Below are 14,763 nucleotides of genomic sequence, written 5' to 3'. Positions count from 1 at the left end.
CCATGAAATTCCCTTGAAATGGGCACTTCACCCTTTCTTCCATATGCAACTTGCATAGTTTATACAGAACGCGATAAAAGGGCGAGGGGAGAGTATGTGTATTCGTAAACGAGCCTATCAATTAGACGGGGAGTGGACGATCGTTCTTGTCCCTGAACGGCCTAACGGGTTTGGCGTCTTCATCATTGGTGGATTAACCCACTTTGTAGATTCTGAAACAAGTTTCTGGCTACAAAATCACACAAGGTCAGGGATGATTGTTGAACTTCTTGAAGCTGGATACACGATTTATACAAGTAACTTATATGGAAGGCATTGGGGATCACTAAAAGCAGCTAAACTAACCGAGCGTATTTATAATCTTGTGCATAAACAAGAGATTTTGAACCCTAGAATTCATATCCTTGCAGAAGGAATGGGGGTTCTTGCTGCAAATGCATTTCTCAAAAACAAGACGAGTCAGGTAAGGTCTGCTGCATGGCTAAACCCATGTTTTGATGTAAAAAATCTTGTTCTTCAAGAGCAGCAAAATCGTCTCTTCTATAAAAGGTTAGTTCGAGAAATTGCAAAAGCTTATGAGATCGAGAGTGAAAGTGTTATAGATGAATTGGATAAAAAGGAAATACAAGTAGCGAATTCGCCTATTAAAGTATGGCACCATTCAATCAAAAGCCCATATTCTTTAGAACAAATAAGACGTTATGAACGTCTTCAAGAGGAAATTAATTGTCCAATTGAGCTTGCTTTATTAAGTGACAGCTATCAATCATTAGGAAAGAAAATGATTCGATTTTTCCAACTTCATGAGAGCGACCTATAGGCTATCGACCAAGTCGCGTAATATCCATTGCAGGATGATAGCCATAAAGAATGAGATCTTTCAGGATTTCAGCTCCTAGCATACTATATACCGTGCCGTTACCACCATATCCAAGCATAAAATAAACATCCTTATATTTAGGGTGCTCGCCAATAAATGGGAGACCATCTTTGGTGGAACCAAATACCGCACTCCATTCGAACGCAATGGATGGCGTTAAATGGGGAAAGAGTGTCTTCAGTTTATGTAACAGCTGTTGCCCTTTGGTTTCTAGGTCATGCTCTTTCGTTAATTTATCGTCTAATCCACCTATTAAGATACGATTATCTCGTGTTGCTCTTAAATAATGATACGGGCGTGCCGTTTCCCATATAAGTGAACGGTTATGCCATCCAATAAATTGATCGATTGGTTCTGTTGCGATTGTAAAGGTGCGCTCAAGTAGAGCGCCCTTTGTTTTTGCAAATTCTTGGGTGCCATACCCTGTTGCATAAATAACCTTTTTTGCTTGAATGTCACCTTTTTCCGTTTCGAAAAATAATCCATCTTTCGTAAATTGGTGAGAAAGAATTTCGGTATTTTCATAAATTTGGACACCTAAACGATCGGAATCTTTAGCTAGTTCAAGCGAGAATTTGTATGGATTTACTTCAGCTTCTGCTTTTGTGTAAATGCCTCCTGGGGCTTCGAAGTCATATAGGCTTCTAATTGCGTGTTTGTCCAGATAGTCAGCATGGAAGCCATATTGTATTAATGCATCAAATTCATTCTTTAATTTTTTATGTTCGTGATCGTTACTAGCGTAATAAAGGCTTTCAGCTCGTCTGAAGTCGGTAGGCCCTGATAAATATGCGTTGTACTTATCAAGTTCATCAATTGCTTTTAAGCATAGTTTATAGAAGTAAACTGCTTTTTCTTTCCCAAACCGAGCGATTAAATCGACAAGCATTGCATCGTTAGAGAATTGAAGAAGACCAGTATTCGCTGACGTACTGCCTGTTCCAATTTGATTTTTCTCAATTAACACCGTATTAATATCATAGTCTGCAAGTACCCTAGCCATAATTGTTCCAGACATACCGCCACCAATAATCAGAACGTCACAATTAATGGAAGAAGTTAGAGCCGGAAATGATGGAGGATCTGTCACAGTCGATGGCCAATAAAGGTTTCCCTGATGAAGTTCCATATGAATGTTTCCTTCCGTTAAGTAATAGTCATCTATTAGAATGATCTGGCAGAAGAGAAAGTATTCGAGGTGGGGGTATAAATGAAGAAGGTTATGATAACTGGTGCGCTAGGATTTATTGGGTTTCACTTAACGGAGTTGCTTCTAAATCAAGGTATTAAAGTGGTTGCGATCGATGGGCGTGTTGATCCAGCTAGAACATCCGAGTATAAGCTGAAAGAGATGTCCTTTTTAAGGAATAGCAATTATAAGCAAGTTGACAGTCTTTTGCAGGATGCTTCATTAGAAACTGAAGTCGAAGGGTGTGACACAGTCTTTCATTTAGCCTCACCATACGGACAAAAGCGTGCCTCCCTGATGATTCAGGAAGGCATCTCGAATATAAAGAAAGTGTTGGAAGTGTGTGAAGGGAAAGTTCTTGTTTACTTATCTAGTATCGAAGTTTTTGGAAAACGGTACGGAAGTATAACGGAAAGAACGCCAATCAACCCTGTTACTAGTGATGGTAGGGTTAAAGCCGAAGAAGAAGCCATACTTTCAACGACCAATCGAAATACAACTGTTAAAACGATACGTGTGCCCCTTGTCTATGGCCCCTGGCAGCCGGTTAATTGCGTGTTTCAAGACTTTTTCATCAATGAGACGCTGATGAGAGCTTATGAAGCTGAAGGGGAAAAATATCATTTTGATTCATTGTATGTTGAAGACGTTTGTCAGGCAATGTATCAAACAGCTATGAGAAAAGAAGGATTTGAAACGATTAATCTATCGAGCGGTAGAGAAGGAGAATGGCAGAACGGGGTCGAATGGTGTATAGGTGAGCAGCTGGATCGAAAGAAAAATCTACGATGTGCAATCTCAAACAAGGATTGTGTCAGCAAGCTTAGTTTTACTAATCTTACTCCCATTCATAAAGGTCTTGAGCGGCAACGAGACCACGTGGAGAAGATGAGGTTAATCGATCCTGCCATTTATCTGGGATGATCTGAATGAAACGGAAGGGAAGATTGTTTATGATGGAAAAGACGCTTGGCAACTATGATGTACATGACTCCTCGCATGGACTTCAGGCTCTTAAAGAAACGAGGGAAAAGCTCCTTTCGATGGTAAGCGGTGTTGAGTTTCAGGAGCTTCACTATGGATATTCCAGTTTCCCTACTGTAGGAGCTTATCTGCTTCATATCGCCCAAATAGAGTTATGGTGGGTCAAGAATGCTCTAATGGGAGAAAGTGTAACGGAAGAAGAAAAGAAGAACTTCTTTTTTCAGGAAAAGCAAATCATATCTGCTCCAGATGACAAAGAGCTTTCCTGGTTTCTAGCAAGACTTGCTGAAGCGAGAGACTTGATTAGAGACTACTTTAACCGTCTTTCTGATGTTGAGTACCGTAAACCAGGACCCGAAGTTATCGTGAATGGAGAGCGGCATTCCTATTCCCCGGAATGGGTTATTAGCCACCTAATTGATCATGAGGCATATCATAGAGGACAGGCAGGGATGGTATTAAAAATGGTTTCTGGTCAACGTGAAGACTGGGAGCATTTCAATACACCCTATTTGTCGTTATAATAGAAGAGAGCCAAAAAGGCGAATGTGTAATAGGAGTGAGTGAGATGGAACAGAACATGAAGTTTATGCAAATTGCAATGAAGTATTTACCTGAAGCAAAACAATCTCTCGGCGAGCAGGAGATCGAACTTGATCTTGAGAAGATGCAGCCGCTTTTACAGCTGTTTCTTAAAGCAATGGAAGATGCTTATGAGCTTGGAAAGCAGGACGCACAGGAATAAGGAGAGAAATATATGGCCCCTAAACTATTCTGGATTTGGTTTATCCCACTTGGTGGCCTGTTAATCGGGATACTAATTGGGAGTTTAAGCTTAATTGTAATATCCGGAATTTTATTGTTTATTAGTGCCGGTAGCATGTTATTTCCTTCTGATTAAGATAAAAAGACGTGGTCTCACGTCTTTTTATCTATTTAATAAATAAATTAAGCAAAGAGCCCATCTGCTTCACCATAGGACCAACCTGTTTAACCGTATTCATCATTTGATTAGCAGAATTCATCATTTTAGGCATATCATAATTGCCGTTTTGTTTTTTGAATTGGTTCAAAAACGGTGGACCACCCGGGTACCCTTGATAGTGATTGTAAGGTTGCTGGTGGTAGGGATGCTGATGGTATGGTTGTTGGTAGTAGTATGGTTGCTGCGGGTGCTGTTGATATGGATATTGTTGATAAGGGTTATAATTGTGGTAGTTAGGTGGATAACTGGGCTGTTGATAGTAGTAGGTCGGCTGTTGATTGTACGGATACATCCATAGATCCTCCTTTATCGTTTGTTAATTTACATCTAGTTTATGAATTAAAAGATCGTATGGTGTGGGTCACCTTGAGTTTGAAAGGTAGACAAACAATATAACTTGGATTAAAATTAGTACCAGATACTAAAGATTGGTTTTAAGATAGAAAATATTCCATAAAGGGGAAATTCATGATGAACGCAGGTTTACTAGGTGTTGGCCATTATGTCCCAGAACGCGTATTAACGAATAAAGATTTAGAGAAAATGGTTGATACATCGGATGAATGGATTCGCACTAGAACAGGTATTGAAGAACGTCGAATTGCAGATGATGATATGAATACATCTGATATGGCTTATTTAGCTTCAAAGAATGCCTTGGAAAATGCTAATATAAAAGCAGAAGATCTTGATCTTATTCTCGTCGCGACTGTAACACCAGACTATCCATTTCCATCTGTTGGTTGCTTGCTTCAAGAAAAGCTTGGTGCAACAAATGCAGCGGCAATGGATGTTAGTGCTGCCTGTGCAGGGTTTATGTATGGAATGATTACAGCAGGTCAGTTTATTAATAATGATACTTATAAAAACATTCTTGTCGTTGGTGTAGAGAAGCTTTCGAAAATCACTAACTGGGAAGATCGAAATACAGCAGTGTTATTCGGTGATGGAGCAGGAGCAGCTGTCGTTGGTCCCGTAACAGAAGGAAGAGGAATTCTATCCTTTGAGCTTGGTTCAGACGGATCCGGCTCCAAACACCTATACCAGGAACCACAAGGATTCATGGAAATGAACGGTAGAGAAGTATTTAAATTCGCTGTAAGACAAATGGGGCAGTCTGCTATTAATGTAATTGATAAAGCAGGCTTAACGAAGGAAGACGTAGATTTCCTTATCCCACACCAAGCGAATATTCGAATCATGGAAGCTTCAAGACAACGTCTTGAGTTACCAATTGAAAAAATGGCAACAACAGTTAAGAAATATGGAAATACATCTTCATCTACGATTCCAATTGCACTCTCAGAAGCAATGGAAGAAGGTCGTGTTAAAGAAGATGATGTGGTTGTGCTTGTTGGTTTTGGTGGCGGTTTAACATGGGGAGCAGTTGCCCTTAAAATTGGACGTTAAGAAATAGGATCTAGTTTCGAAAAGGAGAGCTGGTTGTAATGAAAAGAAGAGTCGTTATTACAGGGCTGGGGACGGTTTCCCCGCTCGGAAATTCCGTATCAGAAACGTGGACAAATATTGTAAATGGTGTTTCTGGGATTAACCCATTAACAAGACTAGATAAAGAGCAATTTGCTGCAAAGGTTTCAGGAGAAGCGCTCGAATTTAATCCAGAGCAATATATGGATCGTAAAGAAGTTCGTAAAATGGATCGCTTTACGCAATTTGCAGTCGCAGCTTCTCAAATGGCTGTAGAAGACGCAGGCCTTAAAATTACAGAAGAGAATGCAGAAAGAGTCGGCGTTTGGATTGGTTCTGGAATTGGAGGAATGGAAACATATGAATCTCAATTCCGTACATTTATTGATAAAGGAGCAAGAAGAGTTAGTCCTTTCTTTGTTCCAATGATGATCCCTGATATGGCTTCAGGACAAGTATCGATTATGCTTGGTGCAAAAGGAATTAACTCTTGTACTGTGACTGCGTGCGCATCCGGTACAAATTCCATCGGAGATTCCTTTAAAGTCATTCAGCGTGGTGATGCTGACGTTATGATTACAGGTGGGTCAGAAGCGCCTATTACAAGTATGAGCGTTGCTGGATTCGGTTCGATGAAAGCTCTATCGACTAATCCAGATCCAGCTACAGCTAGCCGCCCATTCGATGCAAACCGCGATGGGTTTGTCATTGGTGAAGGCGCTGGAATTCTGGTAATTGAAAGCCTTGAATCTGCTGAAAAGCGTGGAGCAAAAATCTATGGAGAAATTGTAGGATACGGTTCTACTGGAGATGCATATCACGTTACAGCACCTGCTCCAGAAGGTGAAGGCGGCGCTCGTGCAATGAAGCAAGCAATTGATGATGCAGGCCTCACTCCATCTGACATTGGGTATATTAACGCGCATGGGACAAGCACGGATTATAACGATAAATTCGAAACGGCTGCAATTAAATCAGTATTTGGTGAGCATGCTTATAAGTTAGCAGTGAGCTCAACAAAATCAATGACTGGTCATTTACTTGGTGCTGCAGGAGCTGTTGAAGGTGTCTTCTGTGCGAAAGTACTTGAGGAAGGCATTCTGCCTCCAACGATCAACTATGAAACAGCTGATCCGGACTGTGATCTTGATTATGTTCCAAACAAATCGCGTAAAGCTGAAGTGAATGCAGTGATGAATAATTCACTAGGCTTCGGTGGTCACAACGCTACACTAGTATTCAAGAAATTTGTGAAGTAAGGAGACATCCCCCTGGAGATGATATGATCCCCACATAGTAGACAGAGAAAAGAAAGCACATTAAGCTGTCTACTATGGAGGGGATTTTTCTATGGGGAAAATTAGGAAAACATATGATGTGCCATTTAAGAAAAAAGCTGTAGATATGTATCTGAAAGAGGGAATGGGTTACAAAACAGTAGGAAGAGAATTAGAAATTGACCATAAAATTGTTCGCCGGTGGGTTCAACACTTCGAGGCAGAAGGAATAAAGGGTCTTGAGGAGAAGCGTGGGAAAGCTAAAGGGTCTGGAATAGGAAGACCAAAGACTCGTCCTGAGGATCCAGAAGAAAAAATCAAACGATTAGAAGCTGAGAATGAAATATTAAAAAAGCTCTTAGGAAAGTAAAAGGGGGAATGGAAGCCGTAACTACCAGTAAAAAGTATGAGGTTATTAAAGAGATGTCTAAGAAATACACCGTCCAACTTCTATGCAAGCTTACAGGTGTATCAAGGGCTGGATATTACAAGTGGTTAAAACGCCTAGAATCCCCTTCTCTTAAACAGGTAGAAGATCATAAAATCAAGAAATTGATTGTGAAGTGTCATACCAAACTCAAAGGGATTTATGGTTATCGAAGGGTACATATTTGGCTTAAGTCGATGCATAATCTACATATTAATCACAAACGAGTTCAACGCTTAATGGGAGAATTAGGTATTAAAGCCATCATCAGAAGGAAACGTCCTTACTACGGTAAGAAGGAAGCTTATGTTATCTCAGGTAACCATTTGAACCGGGACTTTCAAGCTTCAGAACCAAATAAAAAATGGGTAACCGACATTACCTATTTAATTTTTAATGGGCAAAAATTGTATCTATCTGCCATTAAGGACTTGTATAACAACGAAATAATAGCTTATAAAATCGGAAGAAGAAATGACCTTAAATTAGTAATGGATACAGTAAAGAAGGCTAGAAAAAAAACGAAGTGTAAAAGGCATAATGCTTCACAGCGATCAAGGATTCCAATATACATCAAAACAATATAACAAACTGCTTAATAAGTACAAGATGAAATCAAGTATGTCCAGGAAGGGAAACTGTTGGGACAATGCTTGTATGGAGAATTTTTTCAGTCACTTTAAAGCAGAATGTTTTCACTTAACCTCTTTCCGAACTTCTGAAGAGGTTAAAAATGCAGTCCACAAATACATACGTTTTTACAATCACCAGAGATTTCAAAAGAAACTAAACAACCTGAGTCCCTATAAATATAGAGCTCAGGCTGCATAAGAATGCTTTTTAATTTCCGTCTACTTGACGGGGGTCACTTCAAGACAGGGGGTGTTTTTTGTTTTTATTATTAAGACTCTTTTCGTAAACATTGTTGCTATATGAGTGGGTTAATTTCCGCTCCAGGATGCTCGCTTTCCGCGGGGCGGGCGGTGAGCCTCCTCGTCGCTAACGCTCCTGCGGGGTCTCACCTGTCCCGCTCGTCCCGCAGGAGTCGAGCATCCTTCCGCTCCAATTACTAAGTGTGGTCTTTTCAATATTTGTTTCAAATGCAACAATCTTTTAGAAAAGAGCCTATTATTAAGACTATTTTCCTATACTTTGTTGCAATAAGAGTAGCGATTGATTTGCGCTCCTGCCAGCTTTCCGCAGGCGGGCGGTGAGCCTCTTCGTCGCTAACGCTCCTAATTGTTCGTCTTCACTTTTCATGAGATAAGATCCAGCTGCAGTGGGCAGGTCCTCGAGTCGCTTCAGGATTTTATTTGAACACAAAGAGCGTGTTCAAATGAAATCCTTCCAGCGCTTGTCGGACCTAAACGCCCGCTTCCGCTTTTCGTGAGATCCAGCTGCAGTGGGCAGACACTCTGTCACTTCACCTTTTAATATGAACACAAAAAGCGTGTTCATATTAAAAGGCTGCAGTGCCTGCCATGTCTAAACGCCCACTTCCGCTTTTCTTGTGATCCAGCTGCAGCGGCCAGCCCCTCGGTCACTTCACCTTTCAAAATGAACACAAAGAGCGTGTTCATTTTGAAAGGCTCCAGTGCCTGTCGGGTCTTAACGGCCGCTTGCGCTTTTCATAGATCTAGCTGCAACTCGCAGAAACTGCGATATTTCACTCTTTCACAGGAACACAAAGAGCGTGTTCCTATTCAAGAGTTCCAATATCTCCGTTTCTAAACGCTCGTCTCCGCTTTTCATGTTCTATTAATCTTTTCCAACGAATATGCTTATCATGGAATATTTTGACTTGGTCCTGACTATACTGTTTTTACAAACAACAGTAGCGAAGTGAGGGGTAGCCAAATGTTGTATTTGCGGGATGTTTGGGTGAATTGGTTTGAAGGTGAGGAAAACGGATATAACGTTTGTGATTTTCATGAATGGAGAAAAGATGATTTTATTGAGCTGTTGGATCAGGTGCCTGTGATCAAGGTGGAATCTCTTTTGTATCACTATATTGAGAATGATTTATCTGAGCTTCCAGAGAGTTTACTTAGCGATGTTTTTCAACAAAGTTACATTCGTAAAAACAATGAACGATCACCTTTGGAGTATTGCTTCCTTGCAACGGATGGTAGAGGTGTGATGGTGATTGATACACTTGGATATAAAATTCCGATTCGCAAAAGCAGGGTGATTCCAAGACAGGAAAAAGCTGTTTATGAGATGGTTGCTGATGTAGAGGCTACAATTTATCCTTTCGAGGAGAATCAACCTGTTAAGGAGCATCACATTTTATCTCCTGGACCTGATATTATGATGGGTTTGACGAGAAAGGAAAGGCAATTAAAACAGTTATTGTTCATGGCACTTGATCACCTTTATTCAAGTGGCAACTCAGCAGAAATTAGATACTGGTTTACGGAATGCCAGCCAAAGAAATACATTCAAATCCAGAGCATGGAAATGGACGAGGCATGGGAAGGGCTATACCGGGAAGTAAAAGCAGGCTGGTCTATGAAGCATGAACAAATATGCGAACGAATTATTAAAGGCCAACCATACTTCGAGAAAATATGGGAACTTGAAAAAGGTACACATGTCAATTAAGACGTAAAGAAGGCTGCCAGATGGCAGCCTTCTTTTATTATCTTCTTTTTCTTTCTAGTCCCATTGCACGCTCTGCTTTTGCAAGCATTTTAGAAGCTTTTCGGTTTGCTTTTTCTGCGCCAAGATCAAGAATGTCGTCTAGTTCAGACGAAGTAATAAGTTCATTATATCGTTCTTGAATCGGTCTTAACGTTTCCGCGATCACTTCGCCGAGTTCTGCTTTGAAATCACCATATCCACGACCTTCATACATCGCTTCAATTTCTTCAACGCTTTTACCAGAACAAAGAGAGTAAATCGTTAAGAGGTTTGATATGGCAGGTTTATTCTCTTTATCAAACCGCACAACACCATCTGAGTCAGTTACAGCACGTTTTACTTTTTTAATAATTGTGTTTGGCTCATCAAGCATCGAAATAAATGCATTTTGATTGGAATCAGATTTGCTCATTTTTCTTGTTGGATCTTGTAGTGACATGATGCGAGCCCCTACTTTAGGGATACGAGCATCTGGCATGACGAAAATATCGTTGAATTTTCGGTTAAATCGCTCTGCCAGATTACGCGTAAGTTCAATATGCTGTTTCTGATCATCTCCTACAGGTACAACCTCTGTGCCATAGAGAAGGATATCAGCTGCCATTAGAGGAGGGTAAGTAAGAAGACCAGCACTTACAGCATCTTTGCCAGTAGACTTATCTTTAAATTGGGTCATGCGTTCAAGCTCACCAATGTAGGAGACGCATTGTAACATCCATCCAAGCTGCGCATGGGCAGGAACTTCGGATTGTATGAATAGAGTAGATTTCTCTGGATCAATTCCAGACGCAAGATAAAGCGCAGCAAGGCTTTTAGAGTTCTGTTTTAGTGCCTGTTTCTCTTGTGGAACTGTAATCGCATGCTGATTTACAACACAGAAATAGCACTCATTGTCATCCTGAAGATTTGTAAAGTGCTTCATTGCTCCTAGATAGTTCCCAATCGTCAGAGTACCGCTAGGCTGTATACCTGAAAAAATAATCATATTTCTTTTCCCCTTTCAAAATCAATGCAATAGAATACAAAAAGGCCCATTCATCCCTATTGCTAGGGACGAATGGACCGTGGTGCCACCCTGCTTATCCAGTTAGACTGGATCACTTATGGTTTCTAACAAAACCGCTAGTGATAACGTGAATGCTCACGCCTTTACCTACTGACTGTTCAGCAAAGGGGCTCAAAAGTCCATTCCAATAAGTGTGATACCTGTTTTCACCAACCACAGGCTCTCTATTCATCACAACGGATTGTACTACTCTTTATCATAGCCGATCTGTATCCTATATCCATACTTAGTATAGCTTATTTAAAACGAGGCATGCAAGAAGTTAAGTACTTACAATCACAATTGAAATAATTATCGTAAGTATCGTCCAAAATGCCCCTGAAATTAATACCGGGTATGTGATAGGATTGTCATAATTTAACTGATAGCTCAATTCACTTTTATCCTCTTCGATCATTTGATGCTTTGTGCTACTTTTGAAGTAGCGCTTAAAAGAATAAACGATTCCATCAAAAAAGCCAGTTTGCACAACGTGAAGTGCAGCACCAATAAGAAGCATAGCAAGTCCAATCATAAAGAGAAGATCAGTTACGGCTTGAACACCAAAACCTTCATCAGATGTTATTGAAATAATGATTGATGAAACAAGTACGAGTATAATAAGAAGTGATGATTTTAACATGAGTGATTTCATAAATGCCCCCAATTTTTCTTTCTCTTATTCAGTATAAAAAAAGAACTGAGCAAGAACAATAGAAACCATGGAATAATACGCAAGAGCATTTACAATTGGTAATTTTTTCAGAAAATTCGGGGTTATGCATACGATATACAGAGAAATATACTACATACTTTCAGGTAAGGGGTCTAGATAGATTTTCATACATTTCCTTGTAAGAATTTAAAATTACCCAAAAAACAGAGAATTAATACTAGGACTAAATGACTATTTTCTGTTATCCAAACGTAATCCTGACGCGGTTTTTGTAAATTTGCGTTAAAAAAGCATATGCAAAATAGTTAGAAAACTTGTATAATACGAATTGTGGCGAAGGAGTCAAATGAATTGTTAGATAATTTGATGAATTTTGTTCCACGTACATTAGCTTTTATAGCTACATATTTTAAGGGAGGTCACACAGCATGAAGAAATCAAGATGGACTCTTGTCCTATCTCTTGTGCTTGTATTGAGTGTATTCCTGTCGGCTTGCGGCGGCGGCTCAAACAACGGGGGGAACAATGGTGGCGGAGAAGGCGACGGAGACTCTGCTTCTGAACAAGTAATGAATTTATACGCAACTGCTGAAATTCCATCAATGGATACAACGCAGGCAACTGATGCAACATCGTTTAACGCTATGAACCAGGTTTTCGAAGGTCTTTATCGCCTTGACGAAAACAACGAGCCAACACTAGGTGTTGCTGCTGAAGAACCTAAAGAAGAAGAAAAAGACGGCGAAACTGTCTATACTTTCACAATTCGCGACGATGCGAAATGGTCTGACGGTTCTGCTGTAACTGCAGAAGATTTCATCTATGCTTGGCATAAAGCACTAAATCCTGAAACAATCTCTCCTTACGCTTCTATGTTTGGTACTGCAGGAATCAAGAATGGTAATGCTATCATTACTGAAGGCGATCCTCTTTACGGTAAAGTAGAAGAGCTTGGAGCTAAAGCAGTAGACGAAAAGACTTTAGAAGTCACTGTTGATACTAAAGTTCCTTACTTTAAGTCACTACTTACTTTTGCAACATTCTATCCACAGCCTAAAGCATTTGCTGAAGAAAAGGGTAAAGATTTCGCTCTTGAAGCAGATACTATGCTTTACAACGGACCATTCGTTTTCTCTGAGTGGAATCACGGTGAAGGCTGGAACTACAAAAAGAATCCTGAATATTGGGATGCTGAAGTTGTAAACCTTGAAGAAATCACAGTTAAAATTGTTAAAGACACTGCTACAAGTGTTAACCTATATGATACTGGAAAAGTTGACCGTGCTACTCTTGATGCTGACTTCGTTGATCAGTTTAAAGGTGGAGAAGATTTCTCAACTATTCTTGAACCAACAATGTTCTTCCTTCGTCTAAACCAAGGAAAGAATGAAGCACTAGCAAATAAAGATATTCGTAAAGCACTATACCTTGCATATGATCGTGAAGGGCTTGTAAATGTTCTTCTAAACAACGGTTCAGTTGCGGCGAAGTACTTTGTACCAAAAGATTTTGTTAAAGGCCCTAATGGTGATGACTTCCGTGAATTTGCTAAAGATGGTTTCTTCGCTGATCAAGGTGAAGCAGAAGCTAAAGAAGCATGGGAAGCAGGGCTTAAAGCTCTTGGAACTGACTCTGTAGAATTTGAATTCCTAACAACTGATACGGAACTTTCTTCTACAATTGCTGAATATGCGAAAGAGCAGTTTGAATCAAAGCTTGATGGCTTGAAAATCACAATTAACAAGCAACCTTGGAAGCAATTCCTTGACCTTGAAGATTCAGGTGATTTTGATATTTCAACTGGTGGTTGGGGACCTGACTATCCAGATCCAATGACATTCCTTTATATGTTTGAAACTGATGGAGCATACAACCGCATGGGTTACTCAAGCGAAAAGTATGACCAGCTCGTTTCAGATGCTAAGAAAGAAACAGATCTTGAGAAGCGTTGGGACATGATGCAACAAGCTGAGAAAGTACTAATGGAAGAAGATATTGCGATCGTTCCAACTTATCAGCGTGGACTTGCTATCATTCAAAAGCCTTACATCAAGAACTACTATGTACACACATTTGGTGCAGATGCATCTTACAAGTGGGTTAAGATCGAAGGTAAATAATTTTAGATTTTCAGGAGAGTATATGTCATCCTGACATATGCTCTCTTTTTTACCTGTAATAAGAAATATGTCGAAATGAAACTAGAAAATGAAATAAATAGAAAATTTTTTCTAGTGATATTGCAAAATTCGACTTATACTATATAAGCAGGTATCTATTGAGGAGGTTGGTTGTAGTGGGACGTTATATTGGCGGAAGAGTAGTATCAATGATTATTACCTTCCTAATTATTGCTTCGCTAACGTTTTTTCTAATGAAGCTTCTCCCTGGTACACCGTTTAATAACCAGGAAAAGCTAACAGATACACAAATTGTTCAATTAAATGAAAAGTATGGGTTAAATGATCCAGTTGCTGTTCAATACTTCAATTATATGAAGAACTTATTCGTTGGTGATCTTGGGGTATCCTTCCAGCAGGATGGTCGTGAAGTATCAACGATTATTGGTGAACGGATTGGGGCTTCAGCCTATTTAGGATTTCAGTCGATAGTACTTGGAACGATAATTGGATTATTCCTTGGTATTATCGCAGCACTTAGACATAATTCATTCCTTGATTACGGGACAATGGTCATCGCTGTACTTGGTATCTCTATACCAAACTTTGTTATTGCTGGCCTAATGCAGTACTGGCTTGGTGTTAAGTGGGGGCTACTACCAGTTGCATACTGGGATGGTTTCGCTTATACGATCATGCCGACGATTGCAATTGCTTCGATTGTTGTAGCTACCATTGCTCGTTTTATGAGAACGGAAATGCTAGAGGTTCTTGGACAGGACTATATTACAACAGCGAAAGCGAAAGGCTTAAGTAGCACAGCGGTTGTTATTAGACATACAATCCGTAATGCTTCTATACCTATCATTACTATTATGGGACCACTGGTTGTAGCTCTAATGACAGGTACTCTTGTAATTGAGCAGATTTTCGTTATTCCAGGACTTGGAGAAAAGTTTGTTAATTCAATTATGACGAACGATTTCCCAATTATTATGGGCACGACGCTTTTCTATAGTTTATTATTTATCGTAGTTATCTTACTGGTAGATGTCATGTATGGTATTATCGATCCTCGAATTCGTTTAGCGGGAGGTAAAGATTAATGA

The 14,763-nt window shown here is 39.9% G+C and carries 17 protein-coding genes and 1 other annotated feature; of the genes, 13 read left to right on the top strand and 4 right to left on the bottom strand.

The window, feature by feature from the left end; all coding sequences use genetic code 11:
* The first annotated feature begins 94 nt into the window (after window positions 1–94).
* Window positions 95–820, top strand: coding sequence for a hypothetical protein (locus tag FBF83_RS03670; RefSeq protein WP_136945765.1), 726 nt, complete (start codon window positions 95–97; stop codon window positions 818–820).
* A 1-nt stretch (window position 821) separates the two neighbouring features.
* Here FBF83_RS03670 and FBF83_RS03665 read toward each other — a convergent pair whose 3' ends face one another.
* Window positions 822–2,009, bottom strand: coding sequence for an NAD(P)/FAD-dependent oxidoreductase (locus FBF83_RS03665; protein WP_136945764.1), 1,188 nt, complete (start codon window positions 2,007–2,009; stop codon window positions 822–824).
* Between the two features lie 81 nt (window positions 2,010–2,090).
* Here FBF83_RS03665 and FBF83_RS03660 point away from each other — a divergent pair, with 81 nt between their 5' ends.
* From FBF83_RS03660 to FBF83_RS20685, 4 genes are read left to right on the top strand one after another with little or no spacing between them, the layout of a single operon-like run.
* Window positions 2,091–2,993 carry an NAD-dependent epimerase/dehydratase family protein gene (locus FBF83_RS03660; RefSeq protein WP_136945763.1) on the top strand — a complete coding sequence of 301 codons (903 nt, stop codon included), beginning with the start codon at window positions 2,091–2,093 and terminating at the stop codon, window positions 2,991–2,993.
* Between the two features lie 5 nt (window positions 2,994–2,998).
* Complete coding sequence (locus FBF83_RS03655; protein WP_136945762.1) at window positions 2,999–3,577, top strand: DinB family protein; 579 nt, start codon at window positions 2,999–3,001, stop codon at window positions 3,575–3,577.
* Between the two features lie 44 nt (window positions 3,578–3,621).
* A complete protein-coding gene (locus tag FBF83_RS03650; RefSeq protein WP_136945761.1) occupies window positions 3,622–3,798 on the top strand; it encodes a ComZ family protein in 177 nt (58 codons plus the stop codon).
* Window positions 3,799–3,810: 12 nt separating this feature from the next.
* The gene (locus tag FBF83_RS20685) at window positions 3,811–3,954 is read left to right on the top strand and encodes a hypothetical protein (RefSeq protein ID WP_169525161.1); all 144 of its coding nucleotides are present in this window, start codon (window positions 3,811–3,813) and stop codon (window positions 3,952–3,954) included.
* Window positions 3,955–3,985: 31 nt separating this feature from the next.
* Here FBF83_RS20685 and FBF83_RS03645 read toward each other — a convergent pair whose 3' ends face one another.
* Window positions 3,986–4,330, bottom strand: coding sequence for a YppG family protein (locus tag FBF83_RS03645; RefSeq protein ID WP_136945760.1), 345 nt, complete (start codon window positions 4,328–4,330; stop codon window positions 3,986–3,988).
* 179 nt (window positions 4,331–4,509) lie between these two features.
* On the opposite strand from FBF83_RS03645, the gene FBF83_RS03640 reads away from it, so the two are divergent.
* The 6 genes from FBF83_RS03640 to FBF83_RS03615 all read left to right on the top strand — a co-directional run bounded on the left by FBF83_RS03640 (window position 4,510) and on the right by FBF83_RS03615 (window position 9,774).
* The gene (locus FBF83_RS03640) at window positions 4,510–5,448 is read left to right on the top strand and encodes a beta-ketoacyl-ACP synthase III (protein WP_136945759.1); all 939 of its coding nucleotides are present in this window, start codon (window positions 4,510–4,512) and stop codon (window positions 5,446–5,448) included.
* Between the two features lie 38 nt (window positions 5,449–5,486).
* Window positions 5,487–6,725: a beta-ketoacyl-ACP synthase II gene (fabF, locus tag FBF83_RS03635; RefSeq protein ID WP_136945758.1), complete on the top strand. Its 1,239-nt coding sequence runs from the start codon at window positions 5,487–5,489 to the stop codon at window positions 6,723–6,725.
* A gap of 91 nt (window positions 6,726–6,816) precedes the next feature.
* Window positions 6,817–7,113, top strand: a complete 297-nt coding sequence (locus tag FBF83_RS03630; RefSeq protein ID WP_136945757.1) for a transposase — start codon at window positions 6,817–6,819, stop codon at window positions 7,111–7,113.
* Window positions 7,114–7,121: 8 nt separating this feature from the next.
* Window positions 7,122–7,757, top strand: a complete 636-nt coding sequence (locus tag FBF83_RS03625) for an IS3 family transposase (RefSeq protein ID WP_136945756.1) — start codon at window positions 7,122–7,124, stop codon at window positions 7,755–7,757.
* Window positions 7,711–8,001: an IS3 family transposase gene (locus FBF83_RS21400; protein WP_136945755.1), complete on the top strand. Its 291-nt coding sequence runs from the start codon at window positions 7,711–7,713 to the stop codon at window positions 7,999–8,001. Before FBF83_RS03625 ends, FBF83_RS21400 begins: the two co-directional genes overlap by 47 nt.
* A 1,026-nt stretch (window positions 8,002–9,027) precedes the next feature.
* Window positions 9,028–9,774, top strand: coding sequence for a YjbA family protein (locus FBF83_RS03615; protein ID WP_136945754.1), 747 nt, complete (start codon window positions 9,028–9,030; stop codon window positions 9,772–9,774).
* 37 nt (window positions 9,775–9,811) lie between these two features.
* On the opposite strand, the gene trpS is transcribed toward FBF83_RS03615, so the two are convergent.
* Together trpS and FBF83_RS03605 are read right to left on the bottom strand one after the other, a co-directional pair.
* Window positions 9,812–10,798, bottom strand: coding sequence for a tryptophan--tRNA ligase (gene trpS / locus FBF83_RS03610; protein ID WP_136945753.1), 987 nt, complete (start codon window positions 10,796–10,798; stop codon window positions 9,812–9,814).
* Between the two features lie 61 nt (window positions 10,799–10,859).
* Window positions 10,860–11,088, bottom strand: a binding site (T-box leader).
* 53 nt (window positions 11,089–11,141) lie between these two features.
* Entirely contained in the window at window positions 11,142–11,513 is a 372-nt protein-coding gene (locus FBF83_RS03605; protein WP_136945752.1) for a DUF3899 domain-containing protein, read from the bottom strand.
* Between the two features lie 449 nt (window positions 11,514–11,962).
* On the opposite strand from FBF83_RS03605, the gene FBF83_RS03600 reads away from it, so the two are divergent.
* Both FBF83_RS03600 and opp3b read left to right on the top strand, forming a co-directional pair.
* The gene (locus FBF83_RS03600) at window positions 11,963–13,654 is read left to right on the top strand and encodes a peptide ABC transporter substrate-binding protein (RefSeq protein WP_136945751.1); all 1,692 of its coding nucleotides are present in this window, start codon (window positions 11,963–11,965) and stop codon (window positions 13,652–13,654) included.
* 176 nt (window positions 13,655–13,830) lie between these two features.
* Window positions 13,831–14,760 carry an oligopeptide ABC transporter permease gene (opp3b, locus tag FBF83_RS03595; RefSeq protein ID WP_136945750.1) on the top strand — a complete coding sequence of 310 codons (930 nt, stop codon included), beginning with the start codon at window positions 13,831–13,833 and terminating at the stop codon, window positions 14,758–14,760.
* Window positions 14,761–14,763: the final 3 nt, after the last annotated feature.

This window comes from Guptibacillus hwajinpoensis, from assembly GCF_005144865.1.
Classification (GTDB): domain Bacteria; phylum Bacillota; class Bacilli; order Bacillales; family Guptibacillaceae; genus Guptibacillus; species Guptibacillus hwajinpoensis_A.
The sequence above is the reverse complement of the archived record's forward strand: the minus strand, read 5'-3'. Positions and strand labels throughout refer to the sequence as shown.

Bases quoted from the DNA above. Each gene is read 5' to 3' on its own strand.
- FBF83_RS03670 (WP_136945765.1), top strand. From the start codon at position 95: ATGTGTATTCGTAAACGAGCCTATCAATTAGACGGGGAGTGGACGATC.
- FBF83_RS03665 (WP_136945764.1), bottom strand. From the start codon at position 2,009: ATGGAACTTCATCAGGGAAACCTTTATTGGCCATCGACTGTGACAGAT.
- FBF83_RS03660 (WP_136945763.1), top strand. From the start codon at position 2,091: ATGAAGAAGGTTATGATAACTGGTGCGCTAGGATTTATTGGGTTTCAC.
- FBF83_RS03655 (WP_136945762.1), top strand. From the start codon at position 2,999: ATGAAACGGAAGGGAAGATTGTTTATGATGGAAAAGACGCTTGGCAAC.
- FBF83_RS03650 (WP_136945761.1), top strand. From the start codon at position 3,622: ATGGAACAGAACATGAAGTTTATGCAAATTGCAATGAAGTATTTACCT.
- FBF83_RS20685 (WP_169525161.1), top strand. From the start codon at position 3,811: ATGGCCCCTAAACTATTCTGGATTTGGTTTATCCCACTTGGTGGCCTG.
- FBF83_RS03645 (WP_136945760.1), bottom strand. From the start codon at position 4,330: ATGTATCCGTACAATCAACAGCCGACCTACTACTATCAACAGCCCAGT.
- FBF83_RS03640 (WP_136945759.1), top strand. From the start codon at position 4,510: ATGAACGCAGGTTTACTAGGTGTTGGCCATTATGTCCCAGAACGCGTA.
- fabF (WP_136945758.1), top strand. From the start codon at position 5,487: ATGAAAAGAAGAGTCGTTATTACAGGGCTGGGGACGGTTTCCCCGCTC.
- FBF83_RS03630 (WP_136945757.1), top strand. From the start codon at position 6,817: ATGGGGAAAATTAGGAAAACATATGATGTGCCATTTAAGAAAAAAGCT.
- FBF83_RS03625 (WP_136945756.1), top strand. From the start codon at position 7,122: ATGGAAGCCGTAACTACCAGTAAAAAGTATGAGGTTATTAAAGAGATG.
- FBF83_RS21400 (WP_136945755.1), top strand. From the start codon at position 7,711: ATGCTTCACAGCGATCAAGGATTCCAATATACATCAAAACAATATAAC.
- FBF83_RS03615 (WP_136945754.1), top strand. From the start codon at position 9,028: ATGTTGTATTTGCGGGATGTTTGGGTGAATTGGTTTGAAGGTGAGGAA.
- trpS (WP_136945753.1), bottom strand. From the start codon at position 10,798: ATGATTATTTTTTCAGGTATACAGCCTAGCGGTACTCTGACGATTGGG.
- FBF83_RS03605 (WP_136945752.1), bottom strand. From the start codon at position 11,513: ATGAAATCACTCATGTTAAAATCATCACTTCTTATTATACTCGTACTT.
- FBF83_RS03600 (WP_136945751.1), top strand. From the start codon at position 11,963: ATGAAGAAATCAAGATGGACTCTTGTCCTATCTCTTGTGCTTGTATTG.